General features: G+C 44.2%; 24 protein-coding genes and 1 pseudogene. 18 read left to right on the plus strand and 7 right to left on the minus strand.

Annotated features, from left to right (window positions below; all coding sequences use genetic code 11):
• Window positions 1-115 precede the first annotated feature (115 nt).
• A pseudogene (locus ACVC7T_RS00005) lies at window positions 116-274 on the minus strand (ISL3 family transposase); the annotation flags it as partial.
• Between the two features lie 313 nt (window positions 275-587).
• Between ACVC7T_RS00005 and pflA the strand changes: the two are divergent.
• Both pflA and ACVC7T_RS00015 read left to right on the plus strand, forming a co-directional pair.
• Window positions 588-1,376: a pyruvate formate-lyase-activating protein gene (gene pflA / locus ACVC7T_RS00010; protein WP_105110643.1), complete on the plus strand. Its 789-nt coding sequence runs from the start codon at window positions 588-590 to the stop codon at window positions 1,374-1,376.
• Window positions 1,373-2,512 carry a glycoside hydrolase family 3 N-terminal domain-containing protein gene (locus ACVC7T_RS00015; RefSeq protein ID WP_394731501.1) on the plus strand — a complete coding sequence of 380 codons (1,140 nt, stop codon included), beginning with the start codon at window positions 1,373-1,375 and terminating at the stop codon, window positions 2,510-2,512. The genes pflA and ACVC7T_RS00015 overlap by 4 nt, the downstream gene beginning before the upstream one ends.
• 26 nt (window positions 2,513-2,538) lie before the next feature.
• Here the strand turns inward: ACVC7T_RS00015 and ACVC7T_RS00020 are convergent, their stop codons facing one another.
• From ACVC7T_RS00020 to ACVC7T_RS00035, 4 genes are all read right to left on the minus strand, one after another.
• Window positions 2,539-3,387, minus strand: coding sequence for a VOC family protein (locus ACVC7T_RS00020; RefSeq protein WP_447262227.1), 849 nt, complete (start codon window positions 3,385-3,387; stop codon window positions 2,539-2,541).
• Between the two features lie 101 nt (window positions 3,388-3,488).
• The gene (locus ACVC7T_RS00025) at window positions 3,489-3,890 is read right to left on the minus strand and encodes a nuclear transport factor 2 family protein (protein ID WP_044682016.1); all 402 of its coding nucleotides are present in this window, start codon (window positions 3,888-3,890) and stop codon (window positions 3,489-3,491) included.
• A 14-nt stretch (window positions 3,891-3,904) separates the two neighbouring features.
• On the minus strand, window positions 3,905-4,525 hold the full coding sequence (locus ACVC7T_RS00030; protein ID WP_172063211.1) for a thioredoxin: 621 nt from the start codon (window positions 4,523-4,525) through the stop codon (window positions 3,905-3,907).
• A gap of 167 nt (window positions 4,526-4,692) precedes the next feature.
• Window positions 4,693-5,232, minus strand: a complete 540-nt coding sequence (locus tag ACVC7T_RS00035; protein WP_447262228.1) for an NADPH-dependent FMN reductase — start codon at window positions 5,230-5,232, stop codon at window positions 4,693-4,695.
• Window positions 5,233-5,387: 155 nt separating this feature from the next.
• Here ACVC7T_RS00035 and ACVC7T_RS00040 point away from each other — a divergent pair, with 155 nt between their 5' ends.
• Window positions 5,388-5,735 carry a winged helix-turn-helix transcriptional regulator gene (locus ACVC7T_RS00040; RefSeq protein ID WP_447262229.1) on the plus strand — a complete coding sequence of 116 codons (348 nt, stop codon included), beginning with the start codon at window positions 5,388-5,390 and terminating at the stop codon, window positions 5,733-5,735.
• A gap of 28 nt (window positions 5,736-5,763) precedes the next feature.
• Here ACVC7T_RS00040 and ACVC7T_RS00045 read toward each other — a convergent pair whose 3' ends face one another.
• Together ACVC7T_RS00045 and ACVC7T_RS00050 are read right to left on the minus strand one after the other, a co-directional pair.
• Complete coding sequence (locus tag ACVC7T_RS00045; protein WP_447262230.1) at window positions 5,764-7,461, minus strand: M3 family oligoendopeptidase; 1,698 nt, start codon at window positions 7,459-7,461, stop codon at window positions 5,764-5,766.
• 72 nt (window positions 7,462-7,533) lie between these two features.
• Entirely contained in the window at window positions 7,534-8,343 is an 810-nt protein-coding gene (locus ACVC7T_RS00050; protein WP_105161151.1) for a MurR/RpiR family transcriptional regulator, read from the minus strand.
• A 102-nt stretch (window positions 8,344-8,445) separates the two neighbouring features.
• On the opposite strand from ACVC7T_RS00050, the gene ybeY reads away from it, so the two are divergent.
• The 15 genes from ybeY to ACVC7T_RS00125 all read left to right on the plus strand — a co-directional run bounded on the left by ybeY (window position 8,446) and on the right by ACVC7T_RS00125 (window position 21,550).
• A complete protein-coding gene (gene ybeY, locus ACVC7T_RS00055) occupies window positions 8,446-8,943 on the plus strand; it encodes an rRNA maturation RNase YbeY (RefSeq protein ID WP_105110662.1) in 498 nt (165 codons plus the stop codon).
• Window positions 8,924-9,325 carry a diacylglycerol kinase family protein gene (locus ACVC7T_RS00060; RefSeq protein ID WP_105110652.1) on the plus strand — a complete coding sequence of 134 codons (402 nt, stop codon included), beginning with the start codon at window positions 8,924-8,926 and terminating at the stop codon, window positions 9,323-9,325. The genes ybeY and ACVC7T_RS00060 overlap by 20 nt, the downstream gene beginning before the upstream one ends.
• A 17-nt stretch (window positions 9,326-9,342) precedes the next feature.
• Window positions 9,343-10,242, plus strand: coding sequence for a GTPase Era (era, locus tag ACVC7T_RS00065; RefSeq protein WP_105110653.1), 900 nt, complete (start codon window positions 9,343-9,345; stop codon window positions 10,240-10,242).
• Between the two features lie 459 nt (window positions 10,243-10,701).
• Window positions 10,702-11,139, plus strand: a complete 438-nt coding sequence (locus ACVC7T_RS00070) for a GNAT family N-acetyltransferase (protein ID WP_105110654.1) — start codon at window positions 10,702-10,704, stop codon at window positions 11,137-11,139.
• A 1-nt stretch (window position 11,140) separates the two neighbouring features.
• Window positions 11,141-11,968 (plus strand): DNA-formamidopyrimidine glycosylase, encoded by an 828-nt coding sequence (mutM, locus tag ACVC7T_RS00075; protein WP_105110655.1) that lies wholly within the window; start codon window positions 11,141-11,143, stop codon window positions 11,966-11,968.
• Window positions 11,961-12,563 (plus strand): dephospho-CoA kinase, encoded by a 603-nt coding sequence (gene coaE / locus ACVC7T_RS00080; protein WP_105110656.1) that lies wholly within the window; start codon window positions 11,961-11,963, stop codon window positions 12,561-12,563. Before mutM ends, coaE begins: the two co-directional genes overlap by 8 nt.
• On the plus strand, window positions 12,550-13,755 hold the full coding sequence (locus ACVC7T_RS00085; protein WP_394731496.1) for a multidrug efflux MFS transporter: 1,206 nt from the start codon (window positions 12,550-12,552) through the stop codon (window positions 13,753-13,755). Before coaE ends, ACVC7T_RS00085 begins: the two co-directional genes overlap by 14 nt.
• Window positions 13,755-13,904 (plus strand): 50S ribosomal protein L33, encoded by a 150-nt coding sequence (gene rpmG / locus ACVC7T_RS00090; RefSeq protein ID WP_105122613.1) that lies wholly within the window; start codon window positions 13,755-13,757, stop codon window positions 13,902-13,904. The genes ACVC7T_RS00085 and rpmG overlap by 1 nt, the downstream gene beginning before the upstream one ends.
• A 46-nt stretch (window positions 13,905-13,950) precedes the next feature.
• The gene (gene secG, locus ACVC7T_RS00095; RefSeq protein WP_105110659.1) at window positions 13,951-14,184 is read left to right on the plus strand and encodes a preprotein translocase subunit SecG; all 234 of its coding nucleotides are present in this window, start codon (window positions 13,951-13,953) and stop codon (window positions 14,182-14,184) included.
• Between the two features lie 279 nt (window positions 14,185-14,463).
• Window positions 14,464-16,833: a ribonuclease R gene (gene rnr, locus ACVC7T_RS00100; RefSeq protein ID WP_447262231.1), complete on the plus strand. Its 2,370-nt coding sequence runs from the start codon at window positions 14,464-14,466 to the stop codon at window positions 16,831-16,833.
• 2 nt (window positions 16,834-16,835) lie between these two features.
• Window positions 16,836-17,303, plus strand: coding sequence for an SsrA-binding protein SmpB (gene smpB / locus ACVC7T_RS00105; protein ID WP_105161154.1), 468 nt, complete (start codon window positions 16,836-16,838; stop codon window positions 17,301-17,303).
• 239 nt (window positions 17,304-17,542) lie between these two features.
• On the plus strand, window positions 17,543-17,701 hold the full coding sequence (locus ACVC7T_RS00110) for a hypothetical protein (protein ID WP_161948278.1): 159 nt from the start codon (window positions 17,543-17,545) through the stop codon (window positions 17,699-17,701).
• Window positions 17,702-17,892: 191 nt separating this feature from the next.
• On the plus strand, window positions 17,893-19,524 hold the full coding sequence (locus ACVC7T_RS00115; protein ID WP_447262232.1) for an ABC transporter ATP-binding protein: 1,632 nt from the start codon (window positions 17,893-17,895) through the stop codon (window positions 19,522-19,524).
• 326 nt (window positions 19,525-19,850) lie between these two features.
• Complete coding sequence (gene tehB, locus ACVC7T_RS00120) at window positions 19,851-20,711, plus strand: SAM-dependent methyltransferase TehB (RefSeq protein ID WP_105161156.1); 861 nt, start codon at window positions 19,851-19,853, stop codon at window positions 20,709-20,711.
• A 92-nt stretch (window positions 20,712-20,803) separates the two neighbouring features.
• A complete protein-coding gene (locus ACVC7T_RS00125) occupies window positions 20,804-21,550 on the plus strand; it encodes a lysophospholipid acyltransferase family protein (protein ID WP_105161157.1) in 747 nt (248 codons plus the stop codon).
• Window positions 21,551-21,576 lie beyond the last annotated feature (26 nt).

The following is a 21,576-nucleotide window of genomic DNA, read 5'->3' on the forward strand; positions in this document are numbered from 1 at the left end:
TTGTGGTATACTAGTCATGAGAAGATTTCCTTTTTGATGAGTAGGTGGTACTCTTATCATATCAGGGAATCTTCTTTTTGACTTCTAGAAGTCTCACATCTATTGTAACGCTACAAGAGGTTTTCTGGAAATCGTATTTAGTCATTTGACCATGACAAGAGTGGTATTTAGGAGCTGAATAATCCAGTTTGGCAAGAATTTCCTTGTGAGAAGTGCAGTCCTCATAATCCAAAATAGTGATGTTGGGGTCTTTCGTTCCCAGTAAGTTTGTGATACTATCCTCGCTTTATTATTTCTGGGCTCGGGGATAAACAGTCACTTCCCTGACTGTTTATCTATTCCATATGATTCCTTTCTAATGATGGTTTAGACGCTTTTCATTTTAGGTCATGTGGGACTTTATTTCTAAACTCAAAAAGGCTCCATAATCTCCATAGGGGATTTACCCACTACAGTCTTATAGAGCCCAGTTTTGTGGGTGGTTTTTTGGTGTGTAGTAACGGGATGTCAATTTATTCATTCAGAAAATATAGAGCGTTTTCATTTTTTGTGATATAATAATCATAGTAAAAAGTGAGGAAAAGCCAATGACAGAGATTGATTATGGAAAAGTTACCGGTCTAGTTCATTCTACCGAAAGTTTTGGTTCAGTTGATGGACCTGGTGTTCGCTTTGTGGTCTTCATGCAAGGCTGTCACATGCGTTGCCAGTATTGTCACAATCCTGATACCTGGGATTTGGTTAACCCGGCAGCAACCGAGCGTACTGCTGAGGATGTCCTAAAAGAAGCTCTGCGTTTTCGGATGTTCTGGGGCAAGGAAGGGGGGATTACGGTGTCTGGTGGTGAAGCGACCATTCAGATTGATTTCTTGATTGCTCTCTTTACCCTGGCAAAAGAAAAAGGCATCCATACGACTTTAGATACCTGTGCCCTGACCTTCCGTTCGACTGAGCGTTATTTGGAAAAATACAACCGTCTCATGGAAGTGACCGACTTGGTGCTCTTAGATATCAAGGAAATCAATCCTGACCAGCATCGTATTGTTACAGGTCATAGTAATAAAACTATTTTAGAGTGTGCTCGTTACCTATCGGATATTGGCAAGCCTGTTTGGATTCGACATGTCTTGGTTCCAGGATTGACAGACCGAGATGAGGACCTGGTTGAGTTGGGCAAATTTGTCAAAACCTTGAACAATGTCGAGCGCTTTGAAGTTCTGCCTTATCACAATTTAGGTGAATTTAAGTGGAGAGAGTTGGGGAGACCTTACCCGCTGGAGGGGACAAAACCGCCGACTAGGGCGCGTGTGGAAAATGCAAAGACCTTGATGGAGACGGAGTCTTATCAGGATTATTTGAATCGGATTAGAGGATGATTGAGAAAGATAGATTTATTCAGAACAAAGAAAAATTCGCTATATTTTCTGTGGTTAGCCTTCTTTTGATGACCTTGCTGAGTGGTTGGATTGTTTTTGATAAGATGGAATCCCCAGCTGTTGATAGTGGTCTGACACAGAAGCAGAGGACTATCAATCAAATGATGGAAGGTATGACCATAGAGGATAAGATTGGTCAATTATTTTTAGGGCATATTCCTGAGCAAGAGGCTGAACAGATTGTTGGGGCCTATTATCTAGGAGGTTATATGCTGGAATCCAAAGATGTAGAAGGTAAGTCGCTGAGTCAGCTAAAAAAAGACTTGGCAAGCTATCAAAAAGCCTCCAATATCCCCTTACTTTTGGCTTCCAATGAGGAGGGAGGAGCTGTTAGTCAAATTAGTCCGATCTTGAAAGAACCTTTTGCATCACCGATGGAATTGTATGATGAGGGAGGTTTGGATGCTGTCCTGGAGGGAGCAAAATCCAAGGTTTCGGTTCTAAAGGATTTAGGTATTTCAGCGGGCTTTTTCCCGATTGCTGATGTTGTAACCAATCCCAGTTCACCCATTTATGAACGGACACTAGGCCAGGATGCCATGACAACATCTGACTACGTTCGTGAGGTCGTCACATTGCTCAAGGAAGAAAATTTTCTATCTACCTTGAAGCATTTCCCTGGTTCGAGTGAGACGGGTGATGCGATTACGGGGCTAGTCTATGATGACCGTCCTGTAGATGAATTGAGAAAGCAGGATTTCTTACCGTTTGAGGCAGGGATTGAAGCAGGGGCGGACTCAGTCATGGTCAGTCACATTATTCTGACTGCTGTTTCGGACCAACCGTCCTCTATATCACCTGAGGTGATGGCTATTTTACGTCAGGAGCTGGGCTTTGAAGGGGTTATTTTGACAGATGATTTTGATAAATTGGGTTTGTCAGAATTTCTTGATCAAAATGAAGCAGCCCTTCAAGCAATCGAGGCGGGGGCGGATATGATTTTGTCTTCCAACTTTACGAGTCAGATTCCCTATCTTTTGGACCAGGTAAAAAGAGGAAAACTAAGCGAGGACCGCATTGAGCAATCAGTGGAACGGATTTTGGGGATGAAATACGATTTAGGTTTGATAAAATAAAAGAGGTTAGGTATCTGTCTAACCTCTTATTTCGTTTGGTAGACCAATCGGGTCCTGATGCCGTCCACATCGACAAAGACGACTTCTTGGGTGGCAAGGTGCAGGTCAAGTCCTGCGGTCTGGGCACGTTTAATGGTGGCTTGGAAGGCTTGGATGTCTGTATAGACTAGAGTGTAGTAGGCAAGTCCCGGCATGCCTTCAGTTCGTGTTTGAAGATTTTTTCCTCCCCATTCATTGACAGCTAGGTGGTGATGATAGTCGCCTGAGGCTAGCCAAGCTGCAGATGGGACGGAAAATTTATCCTCGACAGCTAGGACCTCTTGGTAAAAACGGCTAGAAGCAGCGCTTTCTTGGACAGATAGATGGACATGACCCATGCGACTGCCAAGGGGCATCTGATAGGCTGCGTCAGCTTTTTTCCCTAAAGCATAGATCGTTTCAGCATCCATAGGCTCAGTAATGCCGATGATACGGCCGTCCGAGCGGACATCCCAAGTGTCTTGAGGCAGGTCGCGGTAAATTTCGATGCCGTTGCCTTCGGTGTCGGCTAGGTAAATGGCTTCGCTGTAACCGTGGTCGCTGGCACCTTGGAGGGGAATCTTATTGTCGATAAAGTGGCGGAAAATGTTGCCCAAGTCTTCACGGCTAGGTAGGACAATGGCTAAGTGGTAGAGTCCGTAGTTGTGGCTAACTTCGCCTTTCTGCTCTGTTTGAATCAGGCGGACAAGGGTGGTCTGTCCGACACCGAGGTCGATTTGGTTTTGACTTTCCGTCAAAATTTGCAGGCCCAGTACCTGCTGGTAAAACAGGCTTTGGAGTTCCAAATCGCGGACGTTGAGGGCGACATAACCTAGTTCAAATTGGGAATTGTACATAGAGGTACCTAACTTTCTGATACAATTTATAGGAATTTTCGAGTTACTTAGTATCTTTTGGTGAAGTAATGTGTGACGAATAGACTTTTGAAAATTGATTTTTATCTCATAGCTTTCTCAACAAGTGCGCTATCTACGATTTGGATAAAGTGTGTAATTCTATTTTCAGCATTAAAATCGTAAATATGGACAAAGTCTGCTTGAAAGGATTTTTCAGTAAGGTTGTAGGTCCCCTTGTAGTAGCCATAAACCATGACACGGTTTCCTGAAAAGGCGTAATCAACAGGTGTGGCACTATAATTGGTCCATTCAGAACCTAGTCTTGCATGGACGTTTTCAATCACTGCATCTGGACCGATATAAGTACCGGCATAGGGAAAGCCTGCAGCTTCTGTCCAAGAGATATCAGCAGCCAAATGGCTCTTGAAATCTTCTATTCGACCTTGAGCAGTAGCTAGATAAGTCTCTTCTAAAATATTTTTATATAATTGATTTTTTGACATAGGTATTTTCTTTTCTATTGAGCAACTGCCTCTTGGAAAATTTTTTCCAAATCGTCTACTGTGCGAACTTTATTGATAAGATTAAAGAAGTTTCCGTCTTTTTCAAGTAACAAGGTTGGGAAAGAGGTTACCCCCATTTCATAAGCCTTGATAAAGTCAGGGTGTAGACTTTCTGGCTGATTCAAGATGCTTGATAGTTCTTCCATAGCCTTTGTAGGTAACTGATAGGTACCAATTAGGCTGGTGTAACTGTCTGCTTGACTGAGGTCTAACCCATCTTCAAAAAACAATGTTTGAATGTCTAATGTCAGCGGAGCAAGCTGGTGTGGTTCAACGTAGTTTTTCAAAACGGAGTAGGCTCTAGCAGGACCAAGGGAGTCCATGATAAAGTTCGTATCCTTAAACAATTGATTGTAGTTATCGCCAAAAGACATTTGGTAATAGCTTTCGATTTGTTTATTGATGGTCTGTGCCTGCTGGAAATCAACCATTTTCTTTTTGTTATCTCCGACAAACAAGCCTCCGTTAATGACCTCTATTTCTATGTCAGGATGGTCTTGCATGAATTTTGTGAAAATGTGGTTAAAGCCGTAGGTCCAACCACAATAAGCATCGATGATGTAATATAGTTTCATATTAAATTTCTTTCATTTCGATTTCTTGGTTTTTGATTAGAATTTAGCATTGCTATTGGAAGTTTTGGAATTTTCCTCGATTGGCTCAACAAGATCCCAGAGTTCTGCAATTTTATCATCTTCAACTCGATAAAGATCATAGAAGGATGTATATTGACTTGTAGAATCTAAGCTTCTAACACAGCTTGAGCTTGAGCTTGCAGACCAGCGATGGCTTCCTCTGACAATACCAACTGTCCAGTTCCCCATGCTTCTGGATTGACAGTTGTACCTGTAAATTCACCAACCACTTGCATACGAACAAACGGTAGGAGTGCCTGGTAGCTAGCAAACATTGGCTCGTGTCCGGCATTTGCTACAGATGATACAGTAACGATTTTGTCTTGTAGTGCAGATGGGCCACGTGTTTCTGACAAGTCTAGGGAACGGCTAAGCCAGTCAATCAAGTTCTTCACAGTCCCAGGGATTGCAAAGTTGTAAACCGGTGAGAAAATCCAGATAGCATCTGCAGCCATAATCGCATTGCGTGCAGCTTGGACAGCTGGCAAGACTGGTGTTTCAAGATCTTGGTTCATAAGCGGGATTTCTTTATAGTTAAGATAAGATACAGTTGCTTGACCTTTTAAGATGCTTTCAGCTTGCTTTGCCATTTGGTGGTTGAATGAACCTTCACGTAATGAACCGACGATAAATAGAATGTTTTTCATGATCTTATACCTCTAACAATTTTTTCTTCCCTGCTCTCGCAGTTTATGGTATTATTGTAACAGGTACTAAAAATAAAACAAGTACGATTTTTTTGAATAGTCACTATCTTTTTGTGAAGTAATATATAGTATCAAGGGAAAATAAAGGAGAAATTATGGCGACTTTCACACACCATACAGTTCCGGAGTGTCCTTATGTGACCACTCAGTGTGTCTTATCTGGCAAATGGAGTATCTTATTACTACATCATATCGAAGAAGGTCCCATTCGTTTCAATGAATTGCACCGTCGATTGACAGGGATTTCCCAAGCAACTTTGACCAAGCAGTTGCGTCAGCTAGAAGATGATGGTTTAATCATTCGGAAGGTTTATGCACAGGTTCCGCCAAAAGTAGAATATGAACTGAGTGAGATTGGTCAGGAATTCAAGATGGTTCTTCAACAAATTGAAGTCTTCGGCGATAAATACATCAACTTTGTCAAATCAAAAAAATCTGAATGAGTTCGTATCTCATTCAGATTTTTGTCTTTTATAGTTCGTCATCCTTAACGGCTTCTAGCCAGCTAGCAGCAGCCTTGGCTGTACTTTCAAGGGCACCTTCCTTGAATGGTGATTGGAGGTTTGCGGCTTCAACCACTTGCAAGAAGGACTTGGTGCCACCCAAATCACAGATGCGGATGTAGTCTTCCCAAGCTGTCTCATCGTGATCCACCTGCGTGCGTTTCCAGAATTGGAGGGCGCAGACTTGGGCCAAGGTATAGTCGATGTAGTAGAATGGACTAGCAAAGATATGCCCTTGACGATACCAGAAGATACCACGGTTGAGGGCTTCTGATTCGGAATAATCACGGTCTGGCAAGTAGAGGTCTTGGAGTTTTTTCCAAGTCGCCTTGCGTTCTGCTGGTGTCATCTCTGGGTGTTCATAGACTTCGTGCTGGAAGTGATCCACTAAGACACCGTAAGGCAAGAAGAGAAGGGCACTTGCCAAGTGAGTAAATTTATATTTATCGACTTGTTCCTTGAAGAAACGGTCCATCCAAGGCCAGGTCATAAATTCCATAGACATGGAGTGGATTTCACAGGTTTCGTAGGTTGGCCAAACAACTTCTGGACTTTGAATCCAACGGGAACGATAGACTTGGAAAGCGTGACCTGCTTCGTGGGTCAAGACATCAATATCACCGCTGGTTCCGTTGAAGTTAGAGAAAATGAATGGGCTCTTGAAGTCAGGGATATAGGTACAGTAACCACCGCTGTTTTTGCCTGGTTTTGCAACCAAGTCCAAGAGTTCATGCTCAATCATGAAATCGAAGAACTCGCCTGTTTCTGCTGACAATTCACGGTACATGTCTTGGGCTTGGCTGACGATAAAGTCGGGGTCACCTTGTGGGACCGCATTGCCGTCTAAGAACTCAAGATTGAGGTCGTAGTGTTTGAGGCTTGGTACTTGCAAGCGTTTGGCTTGGCGTTGACGCAGATTTTGCACAATCGGTACGATATGCTTGAGAATTTCTTCACGGTACACCTTGACCATGTCACGATTGTAATCGAAACGGTTCATCTTGAGGTAGCCGTATTCTACATAGTCCTTGAAGCCGAGTTTGTGGGCGATTTCCGTGCGGACCTTTACTAATTCATCGTACACACGGTCAAAGTCGGCTTCCTTGCTTTCAAAGAAGGCAGTTGTGGCAGCAGAAGCAGCCTTGCGGACTTCACGGTCGGTTGATTGACCGAATGGCCCCATTTGTGCCAGGTTGTAGGTCTGACCTTGGAAATCAATCTCTGCACCAGCGATCAGTTTACTGTATTCATCAGATAATTCATTTTCTTTTTGCAGTAATGGAATGACGTCTGATGAGAATGTCTTGAGCTTATTCTCAGCCTGCATGAAGAAGGTTTTAGGCAAGATGTCTGACAACTCTTCCTTGTAAGGCGTCTGGACGATGACACGGTAGTAGTTGGTGGTCAATTCTTCAAAAAGTGGCGAATATTCATTCCAAAACTTGGTTTCTTCATTATAAAACTCATCGTTCATATCGATGGTGTGGCGGATCATCCAGAGATTGTACTGGGTATCGACCAAGCTGAGCAATTTGGTAATATCTGCAACAAGTGTGCGAGTTGTTTCCAAGTCACGTGCTTGAGCTAACTGGTCGGTTAGGTCAGTAAATTGAGCCTTGATGGCTTCATAATCGGGACGGACATAGGTATAGTCTGAAAATTTCATATCTTTCTCCTTTTTGTATTGTTACCTTCTATCTTACTCTTTTTCATAGCCTTTGGCAAATCTTGGTCAAGTTTAGTCAACGATGGTCTGCTTAAAGATGCTTTCCTTTTTCTCCTGGTCAATGGCATGGAAATAGGCGTAAAGAATGTCCAGCATAATGAGCAGAGGGATTTGGGGTGAAATGCGATTGCCATAGTTCAAATTGCGAACAGAGGCAACAGGGATAAGGGTGTCAATAGGAGTTGTATCAAATTCCCTGGTTGTCAAGAGGGCTGTCTGAATACCTCGCTCGGCTGCCAGAGTCAGGTGGTCGATGATATCCTCAGTATAGCCAGACAGGGAGAGCCCAATCACTAGGCAGTTGGGATCCAGGATATTGGTGGTCCAGATCAGGTTATTGCGGTCGGTAATGGCGTCACAGACAACTCCCAGGCGCATGAAACGGGACTTAATCTCCATGGCAACAAGACCTGAACTGCCGGTGCCGTAGAAATAAACCCGCTTGCTTTGGTCAATCAGGTGGGCGATTTCTTGCAGTTTTTCCTCGTCCACCAGCTGGCTGGTCGCAGTTAGAATTTCGTCGTAATCCACCAGGACCTTCTTGGTCAGGTTGTTTTGGACATGTTTAAATTGTTTGTCTAGCTGTTGTTGCTGGTTTTGAAAGGCAAAGACAAATTCCCGATAGCCTGAAAATCCGCATTTCTTAGCAAAGCGGGTCAGGGCAGAAGGAGAAATATGCAGTTCCTGGGTGACGATTTCCAAGCTCAAATCCATGGTCTTGGAGTCCAGGCTTGTAAAGTAGGCCGCAATTTCCCTTTCCAGCTTGGTCATCTGTTCCAGATTGCTGTCGATGATGGCAATGATATTCTGTTCAGCTTTCATAGTAGTTCCCTGTAATAATATAGTGTATTTCTATTATACCATAAAAAAGAATCTTTCTGCCATTTGTGATATAATGTTAAATAGTAAAGGGAATGTATGACCATGTATATTGAAATGATTGATGAAACAGGGCAGGTTTCTGCTCAGATGCAAGAGCAGATTACAGACTTGCTCCAATTTGCGGCGGAGAAAATCGGTAAGCAAAACAAGGAAATGGCTGTGACCTTTGTGGACAATGCGCGTGTCCATGAAGTGAATTTAGAGTACCGGGGAATTGACCGTCCGACGGATGTAGTCAGCCTAGAGTACAAGCCGGAGCAGGAGATTGTCTTTGATGAGGAAGATTTGCTGGATAATCCTGAATTGGCTGAGATGATGGAAGATTTTGATGCCTACATCGGTGAGCTCTTTATTTCCATTGACAAGGCGCGTGAGCAGGCAGAGGACTACGGCCATAGTTTTGACCGCGAAATGGGCTTTTTGGCTGTGCACGGCTTCCTCCATATCAACGGCTATGATCACTACACGCCTGAGGAAGAGGCGGAGATGTTTGGTTTGCAAGAAGAGATTTTGACGGCTTATGGACTTACGAGAGAATAATTCAAAGAAACGCTGGAAGAATCAGAACCTGGTAGCCAGTATGGATTTTGCGGTTTCCGGCTTGATAACGGCCTTTAAGGAAGAGCGCAATATGAAAAAGCATGCGGCAACGGCCTTTTTGGTGGTCTTGGCTGGCTTGATTTTTCAGGTATCGGCTACAGAATGGCTCTTTCTCCTGCTCAGCATTAGCCTGGTGATTGCCTTCGAAATCATGAATTCGGCTATTGAAAGCGTGGTGGATTTGGCCTCGGACTATCATTTTCACATTTTGGCCAAGAATGCCAAGGATATGGCGGCAGGAGCGGTCCTTTTTGTCTCAGGCTTTGCCCTTTTGACAGGATTGATTATTTTTATCCCTAAGATTTGGGATTTGATTTTTTAGGAAAATAAGGAGAATCTATGACTTTCAAGTCAGGTTTTGTGGCGATTTTGGGTCGTCCAAATGTGGGGAAATCGACTTTTCTCAACTATGTAATGGGGCAAAAAATTGCTATCATGAGCGACAAGGCTCAGACAACCCGTAACAAGATTATGGGGATTTATACAACAGACGAGGAACAAATTGTCTTTATCGACACGCCAGGTATTCACAAGCCAAAGACGGCCTTGGGAGACTTCATGGTTGAGTCTGCTTACAGCACCTTGCGTGAGGTGGATACGGTCATCTTCATGGTGCCTGCCGATGAAAAACGCGGCAAGGGTGATGATATGATTATGGAGCGTCTGCGTCAGGCCAAGGTACCGGTTATTTTGGTGGTCAACAAGATTGACAAGGTCCATCCGGACCAGCTATTGGAGCAGATTGATGATTTCCGCCAGCAGATGGATTTCAAGGAAATTGTGCCTATTTCTGCAACCCAAGGCAATAATGTCAATCGCTTGATGGAAATTCTCAAGGAAAATCTGGATGAGGGTTTCCAATATTTCCCAGCAGACCAGATTACCGATCATCCAGAGCGCTTCTTGGTGTCCGAGATGATTCGCGAGAAGGTCTTGCACCTAACTCGCGAGGAAATTCCGCATTCGGTGGCAGTGGTTATCGAGTCCATGAAACGGGATGAATTTACAGACAAGGTTCATATCCGCGCGACCATCATGGTCGAACGCGATAGCCAAAAAGGCATTATCATTGGCAAACAAGGAGCCATGCTCAAGAAAATCGGCTCCATGGCCCGACGCGATATTGAACTCATGCTGGGGGACAAGGTCTTCCTGGAAACCTGGGTCAAAGTCAAGAAAAACTGGCGTGACAAAAAACTCGATCTGGCAGACTTTGGTTATAATGAGAAAGAGTATTAAAAACGTCCGGGGGAGTGAAACAGTCTGGGAATAGACTGTTTCAGCTGGTCACCTAAAAATGCGAAAGTGACCATGTGAAAACCCGAGCCTAGAAATTGGAGAGCGAGGAAGGTTCGGGGGAGCGAAGCAGTCCAGTGGATGTTAGAAACTAGTAAGTCGCCTAGGCAATTCCGCAGAGAATTGCCGTTAGTTGAGTAGCGTTTTAATGCATTCAACTTTGGCGAATTAAACCCGAGCTTTAAAATTGTAGAGCGAGGCAGTCAGGGAGTGACCTCAATAGCCCGCTAGCCTTGAAGTAAGAAGACGGCTGTGAGCCTATGGATAGTCTCTAATATTCCGATCCCAGAAATCCGAAAGTGCCGCAATAATGCCATGTTGCTACATCTTTTAGGTAAAAACATATAAAGAAACATTTAGACACCACGTTAGTGGTGTTTTACGTCGCAAAGGAGAGAAAGTATGTCAATAAAATCTGTTACGGAAGAAATAGTTTCTGTTTGGGGTTCATTTGCAAGTTCGGTATGGCAGACAGATAAACAAGTTTTGATGGAAGAATTTGCTGAGGGTAAGTTTCCATTTGAGTTTCTTTATTATTCTTCGTCAGGTATAGCGGTTGCATGGATAAGTTTGTCACTCCGCCATGATTATGTGGAAGGCTGTCAGTTTAGTCCAGTTGCCTATGTAGAAGGAATTTTTGTTCATCCTGATTATCGTGGACAAGGGATTGCTGCCGAATTACTCGATTTTGCAGATTCGTGGGCTAAATCTCATGGAGCACGGGAACTGGCATCTGATACGGATTTTAAAAATAGCCACAGTCAGGCTTTTCATACCAAGAATGGTTTCAGAGAAGTAAGTAGAAATATACATTATGTCAGAAAGGTTGAGGTGGAATAGTATGCCCGAACTTCCAGAGGTTGAGACGGTTCGTCGTGGGCTCAATCGTCTTGTCAAAGGTAAGAAAATTGAACGTGTCCGGGTGGACTATCCTCGTATGATTGTGACTGGTGCGGACAGCTTTCGTGAGCAGTTGGTTGGTCAAACCATCATGGAGGTGGATCGTCGGGGTAAATATTTGCTCCTCTATCTGACAGATTTTGTGCTGATTTCCCATCTGCGTATGGAGGGCAAGTACAATCTCTTCCATGATGTGGTGCCTATAAACAAGCATTTCCATGCCTTTTTTACCTTCACAGACGGCTCAACCTTGGTCTATCAAGATGTCCGCAAGTTTGGGACAATGGAACTGCTGGGCAAGGCAGATGTGGATGCCTATTTTATCAGTCGAAAAATTGGTCCTGAGCCGACGGAGGAAGATTTTGTCCTAGAAGAATTTGCACTCAAGTTAGCTAAGTCGAGAAAGCCCATTAAGGCACATCTTTTGGACCAGTCTTTGGTGGCTGGTTTGGGCAATATCTATGTCGATGAGGTTTTATTCAAGGCACAAGTTCATCCTGCTCAAACAAGTAATCTGCTGTCGGCAGAGCAGGTGGCAGACCTCCGTCAAGCCACCATTGAAGTCCTGCAACTGGGTATCGAAAAAGGTGGCTCAACCATTCGGACCTATAAGAATGCCTTGGGCATGGACGGGACCATGCAGGATTATTTACAAGTTTATGGAAAGACAGGACAGGCCTGTCCCCGTTGCCAGACAGAGATTATCAAAATCCAGTTGAGCGGGCGGGGTACACATTTCTGTCCCAAGTGTCAGGTGAAAAATGGCTAAGGTAATCGGATTAACAGGCGGTATCGCGTCGGGTAAGTCAACAGTGACAGCTTTTTTACGAGAGAAGGGCTATCAGGTCATCGATGCAGACGGGGTGGTTCATGACTTGCAGAAAAAGGGCGGACGGCTCTATCAGGTCTTGCTGGAGGAGTTTGGTCCGGCAATTCTAGCAGCTGATGGTCAATTGGACCGAGTAAAATTGGGCCAGCAGGTCTTTGCGGATAGCCAGCTGCGGGCACGCTTGTCTGAACTACAGGACCAGATTATTCGGCAAGAACTGTTGGCACGACGGGATTTGCTATCACAGACAGAAGAAGTGGTTTTCATGGATATTCCCCTGCTCTACGAGTTGGATTATAGCGGGGAGGTCGATGAGGTCTGGCTGGTCTATGTCGATGAGCGCCAGCAGTTGGCACGGCTCATGGCTCGCAACGGCTATAGCCTGCAGGAGGCGGAGAATCGCTTGGCAGCGCAGCTTTCTTTAGAAAAGAAAAAAGAACGGGTAGATAAGGTGATTGATAACAGTGGGTCGCGGGAGGCGACCTTGGCGCAGGTGGCGTCTTTGGTGGAGGAGATTGGAAATGGACGAGGGTAGTAGTTGCTGGAAGCAGAATTTGAAGGTGGCCTGGATTGGGAATTTTTTGACGGGGGTTAGTTTTACCTTGGTCATGCCTTTTATCTCGGTCTTTGTGGAGGAGTTGGGAGTGACTGGCAGTCAGGTGGAGTATTTTGCTGGTCTGGCTGTGTCGACCAATGCCCTGGCGGCAGCTATTATGGCACCGATTTGGGGGAGTTTGGCGGACCGTTATGGTCGCAAGCCCATGATGGTGCGGGCGGCTTTTGCTATGATTTTCACCATGGGTGGGATGGCTTTTGTGCCAAATGTTTTTTGGATGATTGTCCTGCGTGTGTTGAATGGGATGTTTACAGGTTATATTCCCAATGCGACGGCTCTAGTGGCCAGTCAGGTGCCCAAGGACAAGACAGGCTATGCTCTGGGAACCTTGTCAACAGGGGCTGTGGCGGGTAACTTGATTGGCCCGACTCTGGGTGGTTTTTTGGCGGAAATAGTGGGGATTCACAATGTCTTTCTGCTGGTCGGTTTGCTCTATCTCTTGGTGGCGGTTTTGACAGTTTTATATATTCGTGAAGATTTCAAGCCGATGGCAAAGGGGCAGCAGATGATGATTGCAGAGCTCTTTCATCAAATCAAGGACAAGCAGATGATGGTGGGACTGTTTATCACTTCCATGATTATCATTGCGGCGGCTCAGGCTATCGTGCCGATTTTAACTCTTTATGTGCGGCATCTGGGTCAGACGGACAATCTGCTTTTTGTAGCTGGATTTATTATTTCCCTGCCGGGCATGGCCTCGCTGGTGACTTCAGGTCCTTTGGGGAAATTGGGGGACCGAATTGGCAATCACAGGTTGCTGCTCATGGCCTTGGCCTACAGTCTCTTGATCAATGTCCTCTGCGTCTTTGCCCAAAGTCCTTTCCAGCTAGGTGTACTGCGCTTTCTCTATGGTTTTGGTACGGGAGCTCTATTGCCGTCGGTCAATTCCCTCTTGACCAAGCTGACGCCCAAAGAAGGGATTTCGCGCATTTTCTCCTACAATCAGATTTTTAATAATCTAGGTTCGGTTGTGGGGCCCATGATTGGGTCAACGACTGCTGCTCATCTAGGCTATGATTGGGTGTTTTATGTGTCTAGCGCTCTGGTTTTGTTTAATCTGATTTGGTCCTTGGTGAATTTTAGAAACTACTTGAAAGTAAGGGAAGTCTAGTGAGAGTAAAAATCAATTTGCAATGTTCTGAATGTGGCAGTAAGAATTATTTGACTAGCAAGAATGCCAAGACCCATCCGGATAAAATCCAGGTCTTGAAATACTGCCCCAAGGAGAGAAAAGTAACCCTCCACCTTGAAACGAAATAGATTCTGTGGTATAATAGCAGGAGTTATTTAAGAAAGTGAAAAAAGTATGTATCAAGTATTATTAACCATTCTGTTGATTTTATCTGTTATTCTTGTGGCGGTGATTTTTATTCAGCCAGCTAAAAACCAATCAAGTAATGTCTTTGATGCTTCTAGTGGTGCTCTTTTTGAGAGGACAAAAGCGCGTGGGTTTGAGGCAGTGATGCAGCGTTTTACAGCCATTCTAGTTGCCCTTTGGTTGCTCAATGCGCTGGTTCTGGTTATCATTTCAAGTAATTAATAGAATCAAATGTAGACTGGGGCAATGCTCTTGGTCTATTTTTTTGGGAGTGGGACAGAATTTGACTAATCAAAAGAAGTTCAACTGAACTCTCGCGTTTCTAGGTTCAGGCTAAAACGGTCTATTCCTAGATCGTTTTACTCACACCCTGTACAGTTGATTAGGAAATTTTGGAGAATAAAATGCGAACAAAATTTCCAATCAACCACTGCGCTGAAATGATGACGCAAATTTAGAAAAGTAGAGCTAGGGATATTCCTAGCACTTTGGTAAAGATAAATGAAAAAAGATATTTTAAACTATATTACAGAAGCAGGTCCTGTGACCATGGACCAACTAGCGGACCACTTGCAGGCTAGTTCAGCCAAGGCGTTTACTGACTTGGTCAAGCTGGTTTCGAGCATGGAAGGCAGCCGTCAGCTTGTCTTTGACAATGCGGGTCGAATCGCTCTGCCAGTACCTAAAGTATCCAAAAACAAGGTCACTTTACAGGGGATTTTTCGTGCCCACAAGTCTGGTTTTGGCTTTGTGACTATTGATGAGGAGGAAGATGACCTCTTTGTCAGTCGTGACGATGTCAACTTCGCTATCGAGGGCGACCGAGTGGAAGTGGCCATTAAGAAAGTGGCGGACAGGCTCAAGGGGACGGCTGCGGAAGCGGAAGTCATTGATATTTTGGAACATAGCCTGAAAACTGCGGTGGGCTTGATTGTCTTTGACGAAGACAAGCCAGAATATGCAGGCTACATCAAGTCTAAAAACCAGAAAATCGCTCAGAAAATTTACATCAAGAAGTCACCTCTGGTATTGACTGGAACGGAAATCCTAAAAGTTGATATCGAAGCTTATCCCAATAAGAAACGGGACCACTTTGTTGCGACCATTCGGGACGTAGTGGGCCACAAGGACGATGTGGGAATCGATGTCTTGGAAGTTTTGGAATCCATGGACATCGTGTCGGAATTCCCTGATGAAGTCTTGGCAGAGGCTAATCGGGTACCAGAAAGTCCGTCTGAGAAAGACTTTGAAGGACGCTTGGACCTACGAGATGAGATCATCTTCACTATCGACGGTGCAGATGCCAAGGACTTGGATGATGCGGTCCATATCAAGCAGCTCAAGAACGGCAATCTGGAACTGGGTGTCCATATCGCTGATGTCAGCTACTATGTGACCGAAGGCTCTGCCTTGGACCAGGAAGCTGTCAAGCGGGGAACCTCTGTCTATGTGACCGACCGTGTGGTACCAATGCTGCCAGAACGCCTGTCAAACGGCATTTGCTCCCTTAATCCAAATGTGGACCGTCTTACCCAGTCAGCCATTATGGAAATTGACCGCAAGGGCAAGGTAGTCAAGCACTGGATTGGCCAAACGGTTATCAAAACCACCTTCCGCATGACCTATTCCGATGTCAATGACATGATTGCAGGCAACAAGGAAAAGCTGGACAAGTACAAGGCTATCGTACCGAGTGTTGAGCTTATGGTTAAACTCCATGAAACCCTGGAAACCATGCGCTACAAGCGTGGGGCTCTGAATTTTGATACGACAGAGGCCAAAATCATTGTCAACAAGGACGGGTTGCCAGTCGATATTCAACTGCGTCAGCGGGGCATTGCCGAGCGGATGATTGAGTCCTTCATGCTGGCGGCCAATGAGTGCGTTGCCGAGCATTTTGCCAAGTTGGACCTGCCTTTCATCTATCGAATCCACGAGGAGCCTAAGTCGGACAAGCTGCAGAAGTTCATCGATTATGCGACCAGCTTTGGCTTGACGGTCTATGGTACAGCCAGCTCTATCAGCCAGGATGCCCTTCAGGACCTCATGGAACGGGTCAAAGATGAACCCTATGCGGATGTCCTCAACATGATGCTGCTCCGTTCCATGCAGCAGGCACGCTACTCGGAGCACAACCACGGCCACTACGGACTGGGTGCGGAGTTTTACACCCACTTCACCAGTCCTATCCGCCGCTATCCTGACCTGCTGGTTCACCGTATGGTACGGGAATATGGTCACAATCCTGCGGAAAAAGCAGAGCATTTTGAGCAGGTCATTCCTGAGCTGGCCAAGTCTTCGTCCAGTTTAGAACGACGTGCTATTGAGGCAGAGCGGGAAGTCGAAGCCATGAAGAAGGCAGAGTTCATGCAAGAATTTGTCGGGCAAGAGTTTGACGGTGTCGTGTCAAGCGTGGTCAAGTTTGGGCTCTTTGTAGAGTTGCCAAATACAGTTGAAGGCTTGATTCATGTCACTAACCTCAACGAGTACTACCAGTTCCACGAGCGGACTCTGACCTTGCAGGGTGAGAAATCTGGTCGGGTCTTCCGTGTCGGTCAGCCAATCCGTATCAAACTAACGCGGGCGGACAAGATGACAGGGGAAATCGATTTTGCCCACGTGCCGTCCGAGCTGGATATTGTCGAAAAGGCCTTGAAAGCCAAGCGGAGAACGGCTAGTCACTCCAACCGAGATCGTGATGATCGGTCAGGGCGAGGACGAGGTAAGCACCACAAACAAGAAGCTGCTGGTCGCGACAGTGGACGTCACAAGTCTGGGAAAGACCACAAATCAAAAAGCGGCAAAAAAGACAAGAAAAAGAAACCATTTTACAAAGAAGTGGCTAAAAAGAACAAGAAGAAAAGGAGATAGGCATGGCCAAGGGTGAGGGCAATGTGATTGCACAGAATAAAAAAGCCCGCCACGACTATACCATTGTTGATACAGTGGAGGCGGGGATGGTCCTGACGGGGACAGAGATTAAGTCCATTCGTGCGGGGCGGATCAACCTTAAAGATGGTTTTGCCCAAATAAAGAATGGTGAGGCTTGGTTGGTTAATGTTCATATCGCTCCCTACGATGAGGGCAATATCTGGAACCAGGAGCCAACGCGGACCCGCAAGCTCCTCTTGCGGAAGAAGCAAATCGAGTCCTTGGGTAATGAGGTCAAGGGAACAGGGATGACCCTGGTGCCGCTCAAGGTCTATATCAAGGACGGCTTTGCCAAGGTCTTGATTGGGCTTGCCAAAGGGAAGCACGATTACGACAAGCGAGAGTCTATCAAACGCCGTGAGCAAGACCGTGACATCAAACGGACCATGAAGGCTATCAATAGTCGGTAGACTGGGAGAAATCCTGGTCTTTTTGATATTTCTCAGAAAATACAGAACGCTTTGATATTTTAGGTTTGGTATGGTATCGTAGTAAAAAACGAATAGAACTTAAATTGAGGACTTCTATATAAAGGGAAAGGAAGTGGACTCTTGAAAGGATTCTTTCTAAGTATAAAAAATGATTATGTTGAAACAAGAAGTCATCCCAGATAAGACTTTTTAGAATGGTTTATTCAAAGAAAGCTAACATGGGGGCAACGCTGGGGACTTGTTCTCATTCTAAACTTCATCCTCCAGCCTTTTTTGTTCAATTTAGTCGTCTTGCTATGGATTTTTTGGATTGGGGTGATCCTGTTTATTTTTTATCTATTTGGACAACTATTTTTCTTGTTAAGGGCAATCTATAGGTAAATAGAGCGGGATAAAGCCCAGAGTTGATTCCGCCAGCGCAAAACAGAGTGAGCTAAGTCATGCCCAACTGCCGCCATCAATAGTCGCTAAGACTGGGAGAAATCTCAGTATTTTTTCATGGAGTAATCGGGTAGAAATGTAGAGTGAATTGTGATATATTAAGTTAGAGAGCCAAAAGGAGGAAGCGATGACTACTTTTAAACAGACATTAAAGCCGATTCGGATACAGAGATTGGTAACCTTCTTCTTTCAATTACTATCGATTCTCTTTTCCCTTAGCCAACCTGTCTTGATTGGCTACTTGATTGACCAAATTAGTCAAATCAATCAAGGGGGGAGAATGGATGCCATCTATCATACAATCTTTCTACTAGTACTAGTTTCTATCTTAGATTTACTAATTTATTATATAAAAGATTTCTGCTTTCAACAGACTCTGGCAAAAGGGATTATGCTTATGCGTTATCATGTCATGTCAGCTGCTTTGGGAGAGCCTCTATCTTCCTTCAGTCATCAGGAAAATGGTGATAAACTCAATAAAATTCTGAATGATAGTGAGACTTATGCAAAATACTTGGTCTATTTGATTCCAGAGATCATTATTTTTACGACGCGCCTGCTGATCATCTATAGTATTTTCTTTGTAACTAGTTTTGAACTGACAGTCATTATCTTTGGTATTTTTGTATCTTATACTTGTATCTATTTAGCTCTCAATAAGAGTATTAAGCCCAGAATTCAGACTGAAAGCGAATCTTATTCTAAGGTAATGGAGGATACAGTCGAATTATTGCAAGGTCGAGAAACTATTAAACTCGGTCTGAAAGATACATTTTTTAAGAGACGTTTTCAAGATTCTTTAAATCGCTATCTGGTTTCAAAAACACAAGTATTGCGAGTGTCGTCCTTAGATAGTGCATTTATGAATTTCTTTTATTCCATTATTCCCATCACGATTCTAGGAGTTGGTGTCTATCTAGTATTACAAGGGAAGTTGACTCTAGGTAGTTTATTTACCTTGCAGTCCTATACACATTGGATTTTAGATCCTGTTTTTAGCATCGCAACGCTGAATCGGTTAAAACAACAAGCTGATGTCGCTTTGCCACGATTGCAGGAATTTTTTAAGCATGAGGAGTCAGTAGAAAGGCCTGTATTGAAGCAGGAATTAAGCAGAATTCAGACCTTGGAACTTCAGAAAGTTTGCTTTGCTTATGAGTCCAATCAGAGTATGATTCAAGAGTTAGATTTGAGGTTAGAAGTCGGTAGTCGTTTGGCAGTTGTTGGACAGACAGGAAGTGGTAAGTCAACCTTGTCAAAATTGTTGCTAGGAATTCTTCATCCAACTAGTGGTCATATTTTAGTGAATGGACAAAATCTATTCGATTTTGAGACAGAAGATTTATTGGTTCGTATATCCTATTTACCTCAAGATGTCTTTTTATTTGCGGCTGGGGTACGCGAGAATATCCAGTTTGATCACGGATGGGAACTCTCAGAACAAGTCATTGCAGGCTTGCATCTGGAAGATTTGTTGGGGCGAGAAGTTGACAGCAAACACTCTCTATCAGGTGGAGAAAGACAGCGTATTGGAATCGCTAGAAGTTTAAATCGATCAGTTGATGTACTGATTTACGATGAACTGACCTCAGCCTTGGACCAAGCAACTGAAGACTCGGTCGTTGCCACGATTGCATCCTACCTAGATGAAAACCCTGCTATTTTTATTGCTATTACACATCGAAAGAAAATTTTAGAGATTTGTAATCAGCAATTAGAGTTGACTGGTGGGGGGAGTTGGCAGTTGAGTAGTATATAAAATAAGAACCTCCAGGAGTACTAGGATTTCTGGAGGTTTCTTTTTGTATTTTACTTAATTAAAATCAGAATTCACCTACCTCCAAAGGTTCCCCGAAACTTTGGAGATAGGCGAACGTCTTTGTTTCTCCAAGAGCAGATAGAACTCTAGCTGTTTTTATATTTATCCCATATTTACTTCGCAGTAAATAGTCTTTCTAAATGATATGGAATATTATACACCTTGGAGTCAACTCCAAGTCAAGTAAAAATATAGATTTGAAGGAAAGATTTCTTTGTGGTAGACTAGAAACATCTTTAAAGATTTGTAGACGAAAAGGAGAGATGATGACTGTTTTAGTTCCTTACAAACGCATGCCCATTTGGAATCAGAAGACAGTTCCCCAGCATTTTTTGACTAAGCATAATACCAAGGTGGGTACTTGGGCTAAAATCAAGGTTTTGAAGGGTCAGCTCAAATTTGAGCCGATTTCAGATGACAATGAGATTTTGTCTAGTTTTGTCTATGGTCCGACAGATGAGATTCCTTTTGTTGAGCCACAGGCTTGGCATCGGGTGACCTTGTTGACAGAGGATACGGAGTTTTTCTTGGAATTTTTCTGTCAGCCAGAGGATTATTTTGCTAAAAAGTACGACTACACGCGGACGCATTCGGAGGTCTTGGAGGCATTGAAGATCATCGAGCCATGTAAGGTCTTGGACCTGGGCTGTGGTCATGGTAGGAACAGTCTTTATTTGGCCCAGCAGGGTTTTGAGGTGACGGCAGTTGATAAGCATGTGCCGAGCATTCAGACGCTCTTGCAGGTTAAGGAAGCGGAGGATTTGGATTTACAGGCTGGGACTTATGATATTAACTCAGCTAGTTTGGAGCAGGACTATGATTGGATTATCTCAACAGTGGTCTTCATGTTTTTGGAGCGTGACCGTGTACCCGCCATTATCCAAAATATGCAGGAACGAACAAGACCAGGTGGTTACAACTTGATTGTAGCAGCCATGGATACGGAAGATGCACCCTGTCCTATGAATTTCTCCTTTACCTTTGGTTCAGGTGAATTGAAGGAATACTACCGTGACTGGGACTTGGTCAAGTACAACGAAGACTTTGGACAGCTCCACAAGCGTGATGAAAATGGTAACTTCCTCAAAATGCGGTTTGCGACCATGTTGGCAAGAAAAAAGTGCTGATATCATATTTTGATTAGAACCAAGTTTACCAGAGAAAAGGCAGCACCATTTTTCAAACTATGCTATAATAGAAGGGATAAAAAGGAGAATCTATGTTTTACGCTTATTTACGAACATTACTATCATTTTTACTCTGGGCTGTCAATGGCAATATTCACTACCATGACAAGGATAATATCCTGCCCAAGGAAGAGAATTATATTCTGATTGCTCCTCACAAGACCTTCTGGGACCCTGTTTTCATGGGCTATGCGGCGGCACCAAAGCAATTTATCTTTATGGCCAAAAAGGAACTCTTCAAGGACCGTGGCTTTGGTTGGTGGATTCGCAAGTGTGGTGCCTTTCCTATTGACCGTGAAAATCCTAGTATGTCGGCTATTAAGTACCCTGTCAATATGCTCAAGAAAAGCGACCGTTCGCTGGTCATGTTTCCGTCTGGTAGCCGACATTCATCTGAGCTCAAAGGTGGTGTGGCGGTCATTGCCAAGTCTGCCAAGGTCAAGCTTATGCCTGCTACCTATGTCGGTCCTCTGACCCTCAAGGGCTTGTTGGCTGGTGAGCGGATTGATGTGGCTTTTGGCAATCCAATTGATATTTTAGACATCAAGCGCATGGACGATGCAGGAACAGCTGAGGTAACAGGCCGTATTGAAAAGGAGTTCAAGCGTCTGGACGACTACGCTGGCTCCTTCCAAACCAAGAAAAAACCAAATGTCTTGACCTATATCTACCGTATTCCGATACTTTTGCTGGTGGCCTTGATTTTGGGACTGACCTATATATTTAGCTACCTGGCTAGTTTCGTCTGGAATCCATCGGTTGAATTGGACAAGAAATAAGGTGATAAAAAAACTCGCAAATTTTG

The organism is Streptococcus sp. P25B114, assembly GCF_053010325.1.